The organism is Streptomyces roseicoloratus (assembly GCF_004117935.1).
GTDB lineage: Bacteria > Actinomycetota > Actinomycetes > Streptomycetales > Streptomycetaceae > Streptomyces > Streptomyces roseicoloratus.
Genome location: NZ_SDOY01000086.1, coordinates 82,617 through 97,667, shown reverse-complemented (window position 1 = coordinate 97,667; position 15,051 = coordinate 82,617). Strand labels below are relative to the sequence as shown.

At 72.1% G+C, this 15,051-nt stretch carries 26 protein-coding genes; 2 read left to right on the top strand and 24 right to left on the bottom strand.

The annotated features are described in order from the left end of the window. Positions 1-88: 88 nt before the first annotated feature. Genes ESG85_RS07640 through ESG85_RS07625 form a run of 4 tightly spaced genes read right to left on the bottom strand, consistent with a single transcriptional unit; the run spans position 89 to position 2,296 of the window. Positions 89-697, bottom strand: coding sequence for a hypothetical protein (locus ESG85_RS07640; RefSeq protein WP_128977273.1), 609 nt, complete (start codon positions 695-697; stop codon positions 89-91). Then, on the bottom strand, positions 694-1,194 hold the full coding sequence (locus ESG85_RS07635; protein ID WP_128977272.1) for a hypothetical protein: 501 nt from the start codon (positions 1,192-1,194) through the stop codon (positions 694-696). The genes ESG85_RS07640 and ESG85_RS07635 overlap by 4 nt, the downstream gene beginning before the upstream one ends. Further along, positions 1,191-2,024, bottom strand: coding sequence for a hypothetical protein (locus ESG85_RS07630; RefSeq protein WP_128977271.1), 834 nt, complete (start codon positions 2,022-2,024; stop codon positions 1,191-1,193). Before ESG85_RS07630 ends, ESG85_RS07635 begins: the two co-directional genes overlap by 4 nt. After that, entirely contained in the window at positions 2,024-2,296 is a 273-nt protein-coding gene (locus ESG85_RS07625) for a hypothetical protein (protein ID WP_128977270.1), read from the bottom strand. Before ESG85_RS07625 ends, ESG85_RS07630 begins: the two co-directional genes overlap by 1 nt. A gap of 181 nt (positions 2,297-2,477) precedes the next feature. Here ESG85_RS07625 and ESG85_RS07620 point away from each other — a divergent pair, with 181 nt between their 5' ends. Together ESG85_RS07620 and ESG85_RS07615 are read left to right on the top strand one after the other, a co-directional pair. After that, positions 2,478-2,690 carry a hypothetical protein gene (locus ESG85_RS07620; protein WP_128977269.1) on the top strand — a complete coding sequence of 71 codons (213 nt, stop codon included), beginning with the start codon at positions 2,478-2,480 and terminating at the stop codon, positions 2,688-2,690. A 4-nt stretch (positions 2,691-2,694) separates the two neighbouring features. After that, positions 2,695-3,066 carry a DUF6221 family protein gene (locus ESG85_RS07615; protein ID WP_128977268.1) on the top strand — a complete coding sequence of 124 codons (372 nt, stop codon included), beginning with the start codon at positions 2,695-2,697 and terminating at the stop codon, positions 3,064-3,066. A gap of 88 nt (positions 3,067-3,154) precedes the next feature. Here the strand turns inward: ESG85_RS07615 and ESG85_RS36555 are convergent, their stop codons facing one another. The 20 genes from ESG85_RS36555 to ESG85_RS07515 form a co-directional block, all read right to left on the bottom strand. After that, positions 3,155-3,793, bottom strand: a complete 639-nt coding sequence (locus ESG85_RS36555; RefSeq protein ID WP_128977267.1) for a hypothetical protein — start codon at positions 3,791-3,793, stop codon at positions 3,155-3,157. Positions 3,794-3,896: 103 nt separating this feature from the next. Beyond that, positions 3,897-4,268, bottom strand: coding sequence for a hypothetical protein (locus tag ESG85_RS07605; protein WP_128977266.1), 372 nt, complete (start codon positions 4,266-4,268; stop codon positions 3,897-3,899). After that, positions 4,265-4,654, bottom strand: coding sequence for a hypothetical protein (locus ESG85_RS07600; RefSeq protein WP_128977265.1), 390 nt, complete (start codon positions 4,652-4,654; stop codon positions 4,265-4,267). The genes ESG85_RS07605 and ESG85_RS07600 overlap by 4 nt, the downstream gene beginning before the upstream one ends. After that, positions 4,651-5,202: a hypothetical protein gene (locus ESG85_RS07595; RefSeq protein ID WP_128977264.1), complete on the bottom strand. Its 552-nt coding sequence runs from the start codon at positions 5,200-5,202 to the stop codon at positions 4,651-4,653. Before ESG85_RS07595 ends, ESG85_RS07600 begins: the two co-directional genes overlap by 4 nt. Beyond that, positions 5,199-5,438, bottom strand: a complete 240-nt coding sequence (locus ESG85_RS07590) for a hypothetical protein (RefSeq protein ID WP_128977263.1) — start codon at positions 5,436-5,438, stop codon at positions 5,199-5,201. The genes ESG85_RS07595 and ESG85_RS07590 overlap by 4 nt, the downstream gene beginning before the upstream one ends. 97 nt (positions 5,439-5,535) lie before the next feature. Further along, a complete protein-coding gene (locus ESG85_RS07585; protein ID WP_128977262.1) occupies positions 5,536-5,934 on the bottom strand; it encodes a hypothetical protein in 399 nt (132 codons plus the stop codon). Next, complete coding sequence (locus ESG85_RS07580; RefSeq protein ID WP_128977261.1) at positions 5,931-6,806, bottom strand: hypothetical protein; 876 nt, start codon at positions 6,804-6,806, stop codon at positions 5,931-5,933. The genes ESG85_RS07585 and ESG85_RS07580 overlap by 4 nt, the downstream gene beginning before the upstream one ends. An 86-nt stretch (positions 6,807-6,892) precedes the next feature. Continuing rightward, positions 6,893-7,705, bottom strand: coding sequence for a DNA adenine methylase (locus ESG85_RS07575; RefSeq protein WP_128977260.1), 813 nt, complete (start codon positions 7,703-7,705; stop codon positions 6,893-6,895). Between the two features lie 40 nt (positions 7,706-7,745). After that, on the bottom strand, positions 7,746-8,120 hold the full coding sequence (locus ESG85_RS07570; protein ID WP_128977259.1) for a DUF4326 domain-containing protein: 375 nt from the start codon (positions 8,118-8,120) through the stop codon (positions 7,746-7,748). Positions 8,121-8,132: 12 nt separating this feature from the next. Further along, positions 8,133-8,312: a zinc finger domain-containing protein gene (locus ESG85_RS07565; protein WP_128977258.1), complete on the bottom strand. Its 180-nt coding sequence runs from the start codon at positions 8,310-8,312 to the stop codon at positions 8,133-8,135. Continuing rightward, complete coding sequence (locus ESG85_RS07560; RefSeq protein ID WP_128977257.1) at positions 8,309-8,512, bottom strand: hypothetical protein; 204 nt, start codon at positions 8,510-8,512, stop codon at positions 8,309-8,311. Before ESG85_RS07560 ends, ESG85_RS07565 begins: the two co-directional genes overlap by 4 nt. Then, on the bottom strand, positions 8,509-9,174 hold the full coding sequence (locus ESG85_RS07555) for a zinc finger domain-containing protein (RefSeq protein ID WP_128977256.1): 666 nt from the start codon (positions 9,172-9,174) through the stop codon (positions 8,509-8,511). The genes ESG85_RS07560 and ESG85_RS07555 overlap by 4 nt, the downstream gene beginning before the upstream one ends. Beyond that, positions 9,171-10,121 carry a mucin-2 gene (locus tag ESG85_RS07550; RefSeq protein ID WP_128977255.1) on the bottom strand — a complete coding sequence of 317 codons (951 nt, stop codon included), beginning with the start codon at positions 10,119-10,121 and terminating at the stop codon, positions 9,171-9,173. Before ESG85_RS07550 ends, ESG85_RS07555 begins: the two co-directional genes overlap by 4 nt. A gap of 31 nt (positions 10,122-10,152) precedes the next feature. Continuing rightward, the gene (locus ESG85_RS36885) at positions 10,153-10,461 is read right to left on the bottom strand and encodes a WhiB family transcriptional regulator (protein WP_219825166.1); all 309 of its coding nucleotides are present in this window, start codon (positions 10,459-10,461) and stop codon (positions 10,153-10,155) included. Next, positions 10,458-10,886: a hypothetical protein gene (locus ESG85_RS07540; RefSeq protein WP_128977254.1), complete on the bottom strand. Its 429-nt coding sequence runs from the start codon at positions 10,884-10,886 to the stop codon at positions 10,458-10,460. Before ESG85_RS07540 ends, ESG85_RS36885 begins: the two co-directional genes overlap by 4 nt. Beyond that, a complete protein-coding gene (locus ESG85_RS07535; RefSeq protein WP_246094867.1) occupies positions 10,883-11,464 on the bottom strand; it encodes a RuvC family protein in 582 nt (193 codons plus the stop codon). Before ESG85_RS07535 ends, ESG85_RS07540 begins: the two co-directional genes overlap by 4 nt. Then, positions 11,461-12,876 (bottom strand): DNA cytosine methyltransferase, encoded by a 1,416-nt coding sequence (locus ESG85_RS07530; protein ID WP_128977253.1) that lies wholly within the window; start codon positions 12,874-12,876, stop codon positions 11,461-11,463. Before ESG85_RS07530 ends, ESG85_RS07535 begins: the two co-directional genes overlap by 4 nt. Next, positions 12,873-13,268, bottom strand: coding sequence for a hypothetical protein (locus tag ESG85_RS07525; RefSeq protein ID WP_128977252.1), 396 nt, complete (start codon positions 13,266-13,268; stop codon positions 12,873-12,875). Before ESG85_RS07525 ends, ESG85_RS07530 begins: the two co-directional genes overlap by 4 nt. Continuing rightward, positions 13,265-14,086 carry a hypothetical protein gene (locus ESG85_RS07520; RefSeq protein ID WP_128977251.1) on the bottom strand — a complete coding sequence of 274 codons (822 nt, stop codon included), beginning with the start codon at positions 14,084-14,086 and terminating at the stop codon, positions 13,265-13,267. Before ESG85_RS07520 ends, ESG85_RS07525 begins: the two co-directional genes overlap by 4 nt. Continuing rightward, positions 14,083-14,973, bottom strand: coding sequence for a PD-(D/E)XK nuclease-like domain-containing protein (locus ESG85_RS07515; RefSeq protein WP_128977250.1), 891 nt, complete (start codon positions 14,971-14,973; stop codon positions 14,083-14,085). Before ESG85_RS07515 ends, ESG85_RS07520 begins: the two co-directional genes overlap by 4 nt. Between the last annotated feature and the right edge of the window lie 78 nt (positions 14,974-15,051).

The window sequence follows — 15,051 nt, the reverse complement described above, 5'->3', positions numbered from 1 at the left end:
GGGTGCTGCGGCCACGGTACGCCCGGGGGTTCTGGCGGTCAGTGGCCGCAGTGGGGGCGGCTCCACCAGCCGCAGTGCTCGCAGTAGGTCATCGGGCGCTCCTCGTGGTGGTGGCGTGGCGGCGGCGGGTTTCGGCGGGGTCGTGGACGACGGTTCCGGCGTGGCCGATGTGCTCTACACGGAACCCCTCTCGGGGCTCCTCCTCGGGGGTGTTGTTGGTGTTGTTGTTGCTGGTCACAGCGCACCAACAACCGTCGGGAGGGGCGCCGCAGGAGCGGGGGATGGCGGTCACGTGGATGCCGGGCCCGACCTTCCCGCCCGTGCGGACTTCCTTGATCGGGATGCTGGCTTCGTCGAGGAGGGCCCGGACGGTCCGGGTGTCAGGCAGGCCGATCCCTTCGGCGAGCTGGGTGAGGCGGACGTTCGCGGTGCCGCCGGGGGAGAGCTCGTGGAGGGCGGCGACGATGTCGACGGCGTCCTCGACCTCCGGCTGCTCACCGCCCCGGCGCCCGGCGGCCCAGGTGCGGGCGCGGCGGACGCCGGCGGCGGTGAGGAGCCCGGCCGTGTAGTAGGCGGTCTCGGGGACGGTGTAGGCGATGCCTCCGGCGAGTGCGGCGCCGATGGCGAGGACGCAGCCGCCTGCGAGCTTGCTCGGCTGCTCCCCCGCCACGACGTCGGGCTGCTGTTCGGTGGTCACGAGATCATCCCGGTGAGCCAGGCGCCGGAGAGGTTGACGGCGGAGGCGAGGGGGACGGCGGCGTAGCGGGCGATGCCGGCGGAGAGGCCGAGTCCGACGCCGGCGCCCCAGCCGCGCCACTTCGACGCCTTGGCGCCGCGGTGGCGGCGGGCGAGGAAGCCGACGAGGACGAGCGCGGTCATGAACAGGCCGCCTTGGGTGAGTGGGGCTGCGGTGCTGCCGGGGGCGGTGCCGGTCTGGGCGCCGACGCCGTAGACCAACAGGCCGTCGCCGAAGGTGTTGAGGCCCCACAGGGCGGTGTCGCCGATCCAGCCGACGAGGCCGCCGACGACCATGACGGTGAGCGCGCCGACGCACCAGCAGAGGGTGAAGGGCAGGAGCTCACCGGCGGCGCCGATGAGGTTGGTCTGGAGGGTCTTGAGGCCGGGGAACCAGACGAACAGCTCCCACACGAGGAGCGCGAAGCCGACGAGGACGGCACCGAGGGTGGGGGTCATCGGTAGCCTCCGCGGGCGTCGAGCTGCTGGCGGGCGCGGCGAACGGCTGCGCCGACGGACGGGCGATCGGCGTCGGGCCGGATCGAGCAGATCGCGTCGACGGCGGGTGGGTTGGTCGGGTGGATCGCGACGTGTTCGCGGGCGAGGTCGGCGATGCTCTTCTGCTCGCGATTGGCGATCGTGCTGGTCGGGGCGGGTTCGGGGCGCTCCGAAGCGTGGGGCTGCTCGGGGGTGATCGCGATCGTGCTCGTCTCGTGCTCGGCCGTGATCGGGGCGATCGCGATCGGTGCTCGGCGGGCAAGCTCGCGGTCCTTGTCCTGCCGGGCGAGCTCGATCGTGAAGTCGGTCTCGACCTCGGCGATGAGGCGCTCGGCGGCCATCTCGCGGCGGCGGAGCTCGTGCCGGTGCCGGGCTTCCTCGAACCGCATGGCGCGCTCCTCGTTGGCGAGCAGCGCGCGGTCGTCGTCGGTGAGCGCTGCGGGGTCGCGCATGTCCGCGAGGGCGAGCAGCCATACGACCTTGGCGCCGAGGGGGAGGAACGGGCCGGCGACGGCCATGGCGGTGTGGTGCTGCTGGATGCCGTGCCAGACGAGGAAGGCTGCGACGGCGGCGAGGGCGGTCCAGCCGATGGCGGCGACGGGCCAGCGGTGGCCGCAGATTCGGAGGCTGCGGGCTTCGGCCCAGATGACGGAGGCCCAGATGATGTCGGCTCCGGCGGCGACGGTGATGCCCCAGGGGCCGGCGCCGAGGAGGTCGACGAGGCTCCAGGTGGTCCAGGCGAGGGAGCCGGCGGACAGGGTGACCGCGGGGGCGATGAGCGGGGTGCGCATCAGGCCGAGACCTCCTGGCCGACAAGGCGGCAGCGGGTGGCGTACTCGGCACGGGTGTCGTCCGGGCGGACGGGCGGGAGGGCGTCGATGAGGGCGCGCTCGGCGGCGTCGGCGGCCTCGGTGGGGCCGTAGGTGTGCTCGGCGACAACAAGGGCCTGCGCGAGGACGAGGCGCTCGTCGATGGCCTTGGTGGGGTGCTTGGCCTCGATGCGGTCGGCGAGCTTGCCGAGGAGGCTGTGGACGTTGGGAGGCTGGTCGGTACGCTCGGACACGGACCCGCTCCTTCGTGAGGTTGTGGGTGGGTCTGGCCCCGGCCATGTGGAGCTGCGAACTCCGGCCGGGGCCTTCGTTGTTGCCGGTTCGACCGTAGCGAGAAGTGTGGACAATGTCCACACCTCGCGAGAGGATGTGCCCATGTCCGTGACCCCGGAGAGTGAGGAGCCGCGGGAGACCATGACCATTCCGAAGCTCGCGGAGCGGGTGGGGCGCAGCCGTACGCTGATCCACCGGCTCGCGACGAACCCCAAGGAGGGCTGGCCTGCGCCCGCGTTCCGTCCGGGGAGCAGCCGGCCGGAGTACCCGGTGGCGTGGTTCGACGAGTACTGGGCGAAGCGGCAGGCGGGGATGACCCAGGGCCGCCGCACCGACCTGAAGCCGAAGGAGTAGCAGCGTGGATCTGGTGGAGTTCCTGACGGCCCGCCTCGACGAGGACGAGCGAACGGCTCGCGGTGTCCTGTGGGACGGGTCCGGCAACGAGCTGCAGTGGAGTCTGCCGTTCTCGGCAACCATCCAGGTGGGCACCGAGCTGTTCACGACCGATGACGGCGCGGTCGCCGAGCACATCGCCCGCCATGATCCGGCTCGTGTCCTCGCCGAGGTCGACGCCAAGCGGCGGATCCTCGCCGACTACGAACGTTTCGTTGCCGAACGGCGCCGGATGATGGGCGGCTGGGACAGCTACCCCGAGGTCTCACCAATCCTCGCGGCCCTTGCCCTGCCGTATGCCGACCACCCCGACTACGACGAGGCGTGGCGCCCGTAGCCGCGCCCGTGCAGTGGCCCCCGTCCGGGTGTATCCGGCGGGGGCCTGCTGCTGTCCGGAAGCTTCCCGGCGCCGGGAAGCGTGCAGGTCAGGCCGCGACCACGCCTCGCTCGGTCCACCAGGCGCCGCATTGGCGGCAGCGGGCGGTGGGCTGGTCGCCGGCGCCGCCGGTGATGACGATGCGCCCGCCGCAGGGGCATCGGTGCTGGGCGTCCAACTCGCGCTGCTCGACGGCGAGGTCGAGCGCTTGCTCTACGCGGTGGAGAGCCTCGCGGGCGACGTGCCTCAGGTGGCGCGCCTGAGCGTCGGTGAGGGCGCGGCCGGGCCAGAACACGTTGTCGGCCCTCGCGCTGAGCCAGAGGGCGGTCCAGGCGGCGCCGCGGGGGCGTCCGGTGAAGTGCCAGCGGTGCGGGTGGGATGTCTCGACGGCGTGCTGGTTGGCGGAGGCGATCTGGTCGGCGGTCTCGTGGAGAGCGGCTTCGACGGTCCGCATGGTGTCCATGATCCGGAGGTTGACGGGGACCGGCCGGGCGCCGAGCTGGTCGGGGGAGCGCTCCAGCATGCGGAGGGCGGCCGTCTCGGTGGCGTCGTGCTGCTCCAGGGCGGCGAGGTAGGTGCGGAGGCCGGCGGGCGGCCAGGTCGCGGCGACGGGGGTGCCGAGGGCGTCGTCGAGGTCGGGCCAGAGGGTGGCGATGGTCTGGAGCTGGGCTGCGGCGGTGGTGGTCATCGTGGCTCCGTGGGGCTGGTGTGGGCTGTACGGTGACTGCACCGTGTGGGGCGCGCCCGCAGGTGTCTTGGCGGACTGGGCGCGCCCCTTCGCGCGTTCGGGGTCAGTACTTCTCGCCGCGGGCGAGGCGCTCAGCTCGGAAGCGGGCGGACTGGTCGGCATCCCAGCGGCGCCTCTCGCGGGCCTGGCGCCTCGTCGAGATGGACGACCGCTCCCACGGCTGGCTGGGGAACGGGTCGATCGGCAGGTAGTCGGTGGTGCCGTTCGCGTCCCACGTGTAGTTGCGGTAGCGGTGGTGGCCTGTGTGGCCGCGCTTGAAGGCGCACCGCCAGTGGTGGTAGCCGCCGGTCCCGTCCGGGATCCCGCTCTTGACGGGGTGGTCGTTGCAGTAGCCGCCGAGGACGGCGAGGGCGTCGTACAGCCGGTTGGTTGTGCGGCGGGTGGCGCGCCAGACGAGGGCGCGGAGTCGGCTCACGGCTGGGGCTCCTGGGGTCCGGGGCAGAGGAACGGGTACGGCGGGTTGGTGCCCTCACAGGCGAGGCAGTCCTCGGCGTTGCCGCCGATGTGGGTGGCAGGCCCGGGCTGGGGCTCGTGGCCGGGGCAGCGCCGAATCTCCAGCCCGCCCCACGTGCAGTTGCATACGGGCTCGGGCTCGACGTCGGGCGGGTTGAGCTGCTCGTCCCAGGCGTAGGAGCAGCGCATGCACTCGCGGTGCAGCCGCTCGTTCGGCTGGAATCCGATGGAACCGATCAGGTCGCCATGAACGCAATCGCCGTGCGCCCGGTACTCAGTGAGGGCTTCGTCGTGGCTGCACTTGGGGCAGGTCGGGTTGGGGCCGCTGTACGGCGGGAGGTTGGTCACAGCTGGGGCTCCTGGGGGTCGAGGGCGGCGCGGATGTGGCGGAGGCAGGCGAGGTAGCCGCCGGCGAGATCCTGGTCGGTGGCGCTGTCGCGGACTGCTGCCTCGATCCGGTCGCACTCGGCGCGGACGCGTGCGATGGCGTCCGTGGCCCGGTCTGCGCGTTCCACTGCGCGGACGCGTTCAGTCTCGGAGGTGTTCGAGGTGTCGTTCGCGATGCGGAGGAGATCGTCCAGCTGCTCGGCGCGGGTGGTGGCGGCTTCGAGGTCGGGCACGATCGCGGCGACGTGCCGGCGGTTGCTGCGGGCGACGTGTCGCGCGACCTCGGCCCGGGTGCGGGCGCTGGTCCACGCGGTCCGGTAGCGGTCGGCGCGCTGCTCCTGTTCGACCATGGCGCGCATGTTGCTGCGCCACATGTCGCGGTACTCGTCGATGTGGGTGGCGAGCTTCGTGATCCCGTCGCGGAGTCGTGCGGCTTCGTCCGGGGTGAGTGGCCCGCGTTCGGCGCGGTCGGCGAGGTTGAGGAGCTGCTCGGTGTCGGGCTGGGTCACTGGTCCTCCTCGGCCATGCGACGGAGCTCGTTGGTGGTGGCGTTCACGTCACGCATGTGGTCGTCGGTCAGGTCGCGGAGCGTTTCGGAGTCGTCCAGTGCGTCGGCGGCGGTGCGGAGTACGGCGGCTCGGTAGGCGGTGATGAGCTTGCGGCGGCGGGACATGCTGAGGTTGCCGTCCATGGCGTCGTGGAGGGTCATCCACAGTTCGGCTTCGGTGGCTTCGGGCTGGGTCATCGGGGTGTGCCTTTCAGTCGTCGGACGGCCAGGTTCCAGGCGGGTACGAGGGGGAGTTGGGCGGTGAGCCAGAGGGTGAGGAGCCATGCCCACCAGGTCACGACTCGGCCCCGGCGGCTCGGCGGGCGCGCTCGTAGCGGGCCCGGGCGGCGATGAATGCTTCGCTGCTGCCGCCCCGGTCGGGGTGTGCGTCGGCCATGGCCTTGCGTAGCTCCGTCAGGGATGGCGGCTTGGGCGGACGCGGGATGCCCGGGGGCGTCAGGTGGAGGTGACGGCAGGTGCGGCCGTGGTAGATCTCGCCCTCCGATTCGATCTTCTTCCGGTCGAGATAGCCGGTGCGCCCGTTGTCGAGGGTGAAGTAGATCCGGCGGGCGGTCTTGCGGGTGATCTCGTGGCGGAGGATCTTCCAGTTGCCGAGGGGCCCGTCGTCCCAGTTGACGTCCCACAGTTCGTACAGGTACTCGGGCTGCGGGTTGGCGGTGAGGTCCGTGGTCACGATGCGCTCCCGACGGCGAGACCGCGCAGGCTGGCGGCCGCGTGGGTGCGGGTGGCGCAGGGCTGACAGGGGACAACGCTGTTACAGCTGGCGTTCTCCTGCTCGATCTCGTCGGCGGCGCTGTTGAGGATCGCGGCCCGGTAGGCGGCCATGGCGGCGAGGAACTGCCTCGGCTCGACGGGGTCACTACCGGTGGCGAGCTTGATGGCCATGGCTTCGAGTACGGCGGCCGCCTCTTCCTCGTCGGCGGTCTGGGTGTCCTGCCGCCCGACGGACGGGCTGGAGAAGTCGACGCCGGACGGCTGCGTCGCGCGGATCGCCTCGCCCAGGGCTGCCGCCCCGCGGAGGGCCTGCTCGGTGGTGATGCCCAAGGCCGCGTTCGGGGCGGCGGCACGCTGGCGGTGCCACACGTCGCTGTAGCCGAGCGTGCCGCCCTGGCAGTCCATGTCCGGCGGGCAGGCCGAGTCCGCGTCGACGAGGTTGAGGCAGAGGCAGCGGTGCCAGCGCTTCGAGCCGTGGTTGACGCCGTCCTCGCACTCGGTGCCCGGGGCGTGGGCGGCATGCCCGCAGGCACAGACGGCCTCGGTGGCCGGTTGGGCGGTGGCCTGGCGGGCGGCGTCCCGGACCCCGGCGGCGTACTCGTGCGCCGCGTCTTGATCCCCGGCCGCGGCCCGCACGGCGAGGGGCAGTCCGGACCAGACGTCGCCCATCCACTCCATGGCCCACTCGTCACCGCCCTTGTGGGCGCGGTCCATGTCCTCGTGGATGAGCCGCAGTGCGTCAACGAGGGGCTGCTGGAGGGCGCGGTACTCCTGGATGCTGGCCATGAGGGCGGGGATCGTCTCGGCGGCGGTGGCGTGGAGGTCGGTCATGGGTGGTGCTCCTGTCTGGGTAGGCTCCGGGTGGCCGCCCCCGCATTGCCCGCGGGGGCGGCTGTGTTGCGTCAGGCGGGCAGGGATCAGGCGGCGGGCCACAGGCCGTCTTGGCCGGCGAGGGGACGGTTTGCCCAGACGACCTCGGTGCGGTCCTTCGCCGTCTTGGCGTTGCCGGTCATGGTCTGCTGCTCGTAGCGGTGCCAGTCGGCGTACAGGTCGGCGTACAGGGGGCTGTCGTAGCCGGACAGGACGACGGTGGCCTTGCAGTCCTGGAGTGCGGCCGCGAGGTCGCGGTGGTCCTGCTCGCCCTTCATCTCGACGCGGTAGTTCGACCACGGGCGGGTGCTGCCGAGGTACGGCGGGTCGACGTACAGCAGGGCGTCCCGCGCGGCGCCGTACTTGGCGATCACGTCGAGGGCGGGCAGGGCTTCGAGGGAAACGTGGTGGAGGCGTTCTGCAGCTGCGGCGAGCCGGTCGACGTAGGCGTCCATGTAGCCGGGCATCCCGATCGACGAGCCGGCGGGGGCGATGTAGTGCCGCCACCCGGTCTGCCGTAGGGTGCCGGACCGGCCTTGTGCGAGGCGGGACCAGATGCGGCGGGCGAGCTCCAGCTCGTCGGCGGCGGGCTCGTGCGCGTCCGCGAGCTCGACGCGGGAGTGCGGGGTGAGCGCGCAGGCGCGGATGAGTTCGGCCGGCCGGTCCCGCAGGACGCGCCAGAACGTCATCAGGTCGCCGTCGAGGTCGTTGACGGTCTCCATGTTCGACGGGGTCTTCGCCAGCAGGACGGACAGGCCGCCGCAGAACGGTTCGACGTAGTGCTCGTGGGCGGGCAGCAGCGACACGATCCAGGGGGCGATGCGCTGCTTGCTGCCGAAGTACGGGACCGGGGACTTCACGGGCGGGCTGCTCCTTCGTGGGTGGTGGTGGAACCGGGAGTCAGGCGGTGGGCTGGTTGGCGAGTTCGAGGAGTACGGCAGCGTGGCAGTGGTCGGGTTGGCCGGGCTTGGGGAGGGGGCACCAGCACAGGAGGTCGCGGCCGTGGAGGAGGGCGCGGAACAGGGCCCGGGTCGAGTCCTGTTCGGGCTGGTTGATCCAGGTGCGGTAGAGGTCGGTGGCGTAGCGGCGGGCTTCGATGCCGTCGGCGGGCCAGGTGCCAACGATGCTGCCGGTGGTGCCCCACTGGACGGCGAGGCCGTGGTCGGCGCGGATGAGGCGGGCGGGGTTGGCGAAGCGGGTGGGCCGTCCGACGTAGACGGCTCCGTCGGGTGCGCGCCAGCCCGTGGTGCGGCGGCGGCGAAGACGCTCGGGCATGGGGGTCCTCCTTCAGGTGGTGGGGGTGTTGTGTGCGGTTGTGCGGGCGCGGTGGACGTCGTTGCGGCGGGGGCGGGTGCCGCTGTGGGAGGTGCACAGTTCGCCGGGCTTGGAGCCGCATGCGGGGCATGTGACGGCGAGGGCGGGAAGGGAGAGTGCTGGGGCGGTTGTGGTGGGTTCGGCGGCGTTCATGCGGTGTGCTCCTCGGTGATGGGGCCGTGTTCGGCGACGAGGGTGCGCCAGCGGATGTGGGGGCCGCCTGAGGTCCAGCGGGTGCGGGGCTTGTTGCGGGTCCAGAGGCGGCCGGTGCGGTCTCGTACGGCGGTGACGTCGGGTGGGGCTTGGAAGCTGCCGGGGCCGTCGGGCCGCCACCGGCGGGCGGCGGTGGTCATGCGGCGCTCCTGAGGGCTGCTGTGGCGGCGTCGATGCGGGTGGGGTGGTAGTCGTGGCGGTCGCGGCCGTTGGTGCGGCAGCGCTGCCCTGAGGGGGCGCGGCAGGCGGCCCACGGGCAGGGGACGGACCGCGGGTCGGCGAGGCCGGAGCGGATGAGGCGTTCGCGTTCGACGGCGTCGGGCCGGAACTCGGCGAGGGTTTCCTTGATGGCGGGCGGCATGTAGGCGCCCATCTGCTTCAGGCGCTTGTCGACTTCTTCGGCGGCGGGGCCGGCGGTGATGGCGCGGAGTTCGTTGGGTGGTTGGTGGCCGGTGGCGACGGCGCGGCGTTCGGCCTTGAGGGCAGCAAGGTAGGCGTCGCCGTACTGGTCGTCGGGGTCGACCTCGGGGTGGGCCAGAGGTTCGAAGGTGCCGGTGTGGCGGCCGAGTCGGTCGGCGACGGCGGCGGTCCAGCGGGTGGCGATGTCGGCGGGGAGGATCGGCCACGTGCTCTTGGTGTAGTGCTCGTGGGCGTAGCGGACGGCGGCGTCGTAGGGGACGTCGGCGAGGATGCCGGCCCACATGGCGATCTGCGCGCGGAGTTCGATGGGGTCGGTGCGTCGGACGCGGTGGTCGGCGAGGGCGATCTCGGCGAGGAGTTGGGGGATCTCGGAGGGCTTCACTGCATGCCTCCTTCTGCCGCGCGGAGTTCGGCGGCGATCTGCTGCATCTCGGAGAGGTAGGACTGGGCGGCCGACGGCGGCCCGGTGATGGGGCGGGGCCCGGTGTAGGTGGTGGTCTGGAGGCCGGCCCATCCGGCGAGGAAGTAGCGGGCCGAGTAGGGCTGGGTCTTGGCGGCTTTCCAGGCGCGCTCGGCGTGGTCGACGAGGGCGGCGACCCCGACGCGGCGTACGGCGTCGCGGAGTTCGAGCCACTGCTCGCTGCTGAACGTCCAGGAGACGCGCATGCCGCGGTGCTCCATGGCCTGGATGAGGGGCTCGACCTCTCCTCGTCCGCTGCTGGCGGCCACCACCTCGGTGCTGTGGTTCACGGAGGGGGTAGGGGGAGGAGGTACTTCCGAAGGAAGTACCTGGCTAGGCGTGGATGTGGCTTGGGTAAGCGTGACGCCTGGGAGGCCCGTGCGGTGTGACAGGTGCCCCTGACCAGCGGCGGAGTCGGAAAAGTGGGGTTCGTTTCCGTCTCGATTCGGCTCCGATTCGTTGCCGATTGCACGATGAATGTTCTTCGTTTCGTCGTCGATTCCGGGGCGCTTTCTTGCGGCGCGGCTCTTCGCGGCCCGCTCGGCGGCGCCCTTCCGGCTGGCCTCAACCTGTGCGCGGGTGGCGTTCCGGCCGCCCTCGAAGAAGTCGTGGACGACGTAGTCGCCGGCGGCCGGCTGCGGGCAGCGGGAGCAGGAGTGTTTGGCGCCGTGCCAGAGGCCGACCTTGACGAGCTTGGCGGCCTGCGGGGCGGTGCCGTACAGCTGGGCGATGACGCCGGGCACGATGCCCTCGGTGAGGTGCTGAGCGGAGTAGGCCCCGCACCTCACGAACAGGCCGATCGCCGCGTTCCCCGCGGCCACGAACTTCGGGTGGCTGTGGGAAGCGTCGTCGATCTTGAACCAGGGCATCGTGCCTTCTCTCGTACGTGGGGCGGGTGGTTCAGGCGGCGACGCGCGTGAGGCGGGCGACGTGACTGGGGCGGAGGCGGCAGTAGAGGCGGTAGCGCTGATCGCCGTCGAGGCCGCCGAACACGCCGTACCGAGACTCCCGGCGGCACCCCCCTTCCACAGCCATGGCGTGCTCCAGGCACTGCTGTCGGACGGGGCAGGCCAGACAAATGGCTTGCGCAATCCGAGTGCCCCGCTTGTCGCTGGGGTCGGGGAACATGACGTCGGCGTCCTCAACACGACAGGCGGCCTGGTCGCGCCAGTCAGGCGTCTTGTCCGTACTGATGCCTCGGGTGCTCACAGGACCCCTCCGAAAATTGCGGCGAACGTGCTGTTGAGGGCGTCGCGCATGGGCCGGTCCTCGACGTGGGCCGGTGCGACGCAACGGGCCCGGCCGCAGCCCGGCGTGACCTTGCCGACGGGCTCGCGCTGGTGGCGGATGCGGAAGGCGAGGCGGGCGGCGCTGATGCGGGGGCCGTTGTGCCCGGTTCGGATGCCGACCGAGGCGTTGGGCCACAGGATGTGGCCGTCGATGGTGAATTCGACCCGGCGCCAGAACAGATCCTCAACGGTGCCGGCCGGAGTCGGGCCGGGCTTGTGCGCGGGGAGGTTGAGGGCTTCGCGGGCCTTGCGCACGCTGTTGGTGCTGACCTGGCAGTGAGCGGCGATCTTGCGGCCGGACCAGCCCGCGCGGAGGAGCTCGGCGATGTCGCTGCGGATGTTCATGCGGCCACCGCCGGGATCGTGTTGGGCCAGGCGACGCCGTTCAGGGCGCGGGTGTGGGTGGCGGGGAGGTCGGCGGCCGGGTAGCCCAGCCACGCCGCGCCGAGGCAGGCGAGGGACACGGCGTCGGCCTTGTCGTACCGACCCGCTCCCTCGCACTCGACACCGAACAGCCGCTGCACGCCGTCGCGAACCTCGCCCTTGGAGGCGTTGCCCTTACCGGTGGCGTACATGGCGCGCTGCGCCGGCGGGCACACGGCGTACGGCAGGTCACGGCGCCACAGGTCGTGGGTGATCAGCCACCACAGCCCGGCGAGCTCGTGGTGTCCCGCGAGAGCGCCGTGCCCGTACGAGGGGCCCTCGACGACGACGAGGTCGGCGGCCTTGGTGCGGTCGAAGATCTCCATGCGGAGCCAGGACAAACGGCGGTGGCCCTTGTTGCGGGGCTTGAGCTGGTCGGCCCAGTCGACTCCGGCGATCCCGGTAGAGGTGAGGGACAGGTCGAGGCCGATGACGAGCGGCTTGGTGCCCGCGGCCGGGAGGCGGGTCATCCCGGCCGCGGGGGTCTGGGTGGCGGTCACAGCGCGGCCCCGATCAGCTCGCGCTCCTCGCCAAGGACGGCCTCGGAGATCATGGCGAACAGGTCGCGGGCGGCGTTCGGGGTGACGGCGTTGCCCGCGAGGCGCACGCGCTCCCGCTTGTTGCCGAGCCACACGTAGTCGGAGGGGAACTCCATCGCTGCGGCGTACTCGGCCGGCTCCAGCATCCGGAACCCGAGGTCCTCGACCGTGTCGACGACGGCGCCATGCAACAGGGCGTGCCGGTCGACCGTGGTGACGGTGGGGATGGGCTCGGCGGCGGGGCGCGGGGTGGCGTTGCCGTAGTAGGGGACGATCAGGTCGGGGACCGCCAGGCCGTGGTGGTTGCCGGACGCGCACACGGTGGCGAGCGGGTCGCGGACGGGCCGGTGGCTGGAGCCGCCGCCTCGGAGCTCGACCATGTACGGCGGGACGGCGATGCCGGTCTCGTTGCGGGCCGTGCACGTCCGCATCGGCAGGTCCACGCTCCGGGCCTGCTTACCGTCGCGGCCCTCGACCGGCACCACCAGCGGCTGGCCGTACGCCTCGAACCCGTCGCGGATCCGCTTCATCGTCTTGTCGGCGAGCGGCCGGGCCCGGTCGGCGATCCGCTGCGCGGGCAGCGACCAGTCGATGATGTCGGAGGCCGGCCGGACCGCGGGGAAGACTTCGGTGTGGCAGCGGGTGGTGGGGCAGCGCCACACGTACTGGGCCCGGTACTTGCCGTACTGGCGGGCGGGGTTCTTCCACGCCTGGACGGCGCGGACCGGCTTGTCGCAGCGCGGGCAGTGGGCGGTCGGGCGGGTCCACTTGTCGAAGTCGGGCTCTCGTTCGCCCTCTCGCCACAGGACGGTGTATCCGCGGTCGCGGGACTGGGCGGCGCCGTCGCCGAGGGCCTGGGCGTGCATCGAGTTGAGGCACACGAACTTCGAGCGGTAGCGCAGGGCGTGCGCGGCGGAGATCCACGCGGGCCACAGGATCCAGTCGCGGACGTCGACGACGTTCTCGACGATGATGGCCCGGTAGCGGTGGTGCTCGGCGAAGCGGATGACGTCCCACATCGTGGCGCGGGATCGTTCGGCGGCCTCGTCGGGCAGGACCTCGCCGAACAGGTCCGGGGTGGCGTCGCGGTGACGGCGGGCGCCCTTGGCCACGGAGTGGTTCGTGCACGAGGGTGAGAACCAGGCGAACGTGGTGGTGGGGTACCGCCGGGGGTCGACCTGGGAGATGTCGGCGCAGTCGTGCAGGGTGTCGGGGTGGTTGGCGTTGTGGACGTCGACGGCGAGGCGCCAGTGGTTCAGCGCGGTGCGGACGATGCCGCCGGCCTGCCGGATGCCGGTCGAGGAGCCGCCTGCCCCGGCGAAGCCGTCGGTGGAGTCCGCGGCGAGAGTCCGGCGGTTGAGGAGCGCGTTCACTTCGGGTCCTCCGGGTCGAGGTCGAGCAGGGCGCGGGCGGCGGGGAGGAGCGGGTCGCCCTGGTAGCCGGTGGCGTCGAGGAGTTGGTTGGTGAGGCGGTGCTCGACACGGCGCTGCACGGCGGCCTCGGCCCGCAGCGCGGCGACGGCACGCAACGCGCGGGCCAGGCGGCCGTCGTCCGTGTGGCGCCAGCTCGCGACGGCACGCTGCTTCTTCCGTTCCTGCGTCAGGCTGGTCTCGGCCTTGCGGCGAGCGGCACGTGCGTTGGCGAGGTCGATACGGGCGTCAGCGAGCTCGGCGCGGGCGGCTTCGAGGTCGGCGCGGAGGCCTGCCGTGGCGGCGGCGACAGCACCACGGGCGTAGCGGCGGGAGACGAAGGGGAGTCGCATCACGCCACCTCCCCAACCGGGGCGTTGCCGGTGAGCTCGGACAGGGAGACGAGCGAGGGGAACTCGTCCTCGGCGCTGATCTCGCCTTGCTGGATCGAGCGGAAGCTGATCTGGAGCTGGGCGACGTCGTGGTCGGTCCACTTCGCCGGAGGCCGGCCGAGCTTGGTCTCGATACGGTCGGCGGTGATGCCGATGCCCTCGAAGGCCTTGACCGCGTCCGCGATCCGCAGGTTCAGCGGCTTGCCGCCGCCGTCCCGCAGGGTGCGGGTGCACAGCTCCTTCGCTTCCTCGACGAACCAGGGCGGGAGGATCGCGAAGATCGCCTCGCGGACCCGGCGGGCACCGTTGTTGGCGTTGTTCTCGTAGATGTCCCGCATGTCCGTGAGCTGCTTCGGACCGTTCTTCTGGTCCCTCTTGTGCGGGACGATGAAGGTGGAACTGTTGCGGGTGTTCTTCTCGACGTCCCAGGCGTACGCCTGCATCTCCGACTCGCCGTACTCGTCGTCGCGGCGGAGCTCGGCGAGGCCGTACTGGACGTTGCCCCAGCAGCGGGCGAGTTCCCGGGCGAGGTGGACGGACGGCCCGGACACGGTCTGCCCCGAGCGGGGGAAGCGGTAGAACGCGCGCTCCGCGAGGTACGGCTGCTGGCAGGACTGCCGCATCTCGGCGATCGCGGCGGAGATGTTCCGCGGGCACTGCTGCGCGACGACGATCGCGGCCTGCACCTCGGCGACGGCACGGGACTGCTCGACGGCCGTGCCCTGCCCGACCCGCCCGGGGGCGGCGGCCGGCGTCATGCGTTCGATGTTCTGCTGGGTCACAGGTACTCCTCGGTATCGCGGGCCAGGGCCCACGGGGGCAGGGAAAGGAAGTGGGGCTGGTCGTCCGAGACGTAGCCGGGCCAGCGGCCGGAGGCGGTGCACTCGGCGTAGACCTGCAGGGCGCGCCGGTTCTTCGCGGCGCCGACCCGCAGCGTCAGCAGGTCGAGCTGCACCACGGTGATCAGATACGGCGCGGTCTTCTCCTGGAAGACCAGCAAGAACACGGCGGACTCGTCGCCGAGTTCGAGGGCGCGGACGCCGTCGAGGTACCACGCGGCCTGCTGGTGGTAGCCGTACGTGTCGACCGTGCGGGCCAGCGCCTCCGGCGAGGCGGACACGGTGGTCTTGTAGTCGGCGACGATCAGCCGGCCGCCCCGCGGGTACGGCAGCCAGTCCAGCCGGGCCCGCCGCATGACCCCGGTCGGCCTGTCGGTCCAGAACAGCGACTGCTCCGGACGGCCGGCGCCCGGCGCGAACACCGCGGAGGCGATCGGGTGGCGGCGCAGCGCGTCGGCCATGTCGTGGACGCGGTCGTAGTCGGCGGCCAGCAGCGCGATCCCGCCCGCGGCCTCGACCTCGTCGCGCTCGGCACGGGCCGCCTTCGTCCGCCAGTCCCCGGCGTCGACCGCAACCAGCTCCGGGCCGTCGCCGAGCACGAGCTTGTGCGCGGCGGTGCCGAAGTCGAACACGGCCCGGCGGGGCTGCGGGTGATCCTGCTCGTGGCGGAACAGGGCCGGAGCCTTCAGGATCGTGCGGGCGCCGGTCGACGACAGGGACTCGCGGTGCGCGTGGTACTCCTCGACCGCCAGGTTCGGGTAAATGCCGGGCCCGGTGATCGGGCCGGCGGCCGGGGCCTGGACGGCCCCGGTCTGCACGGTGGTGGTCACAGGGCGCTCCAGGTGGCGATGGCGGTGAGGGCGATGAGCGCCCACAGGACGGCAGAGAGGAGCAGGCCGCAGGCGCAG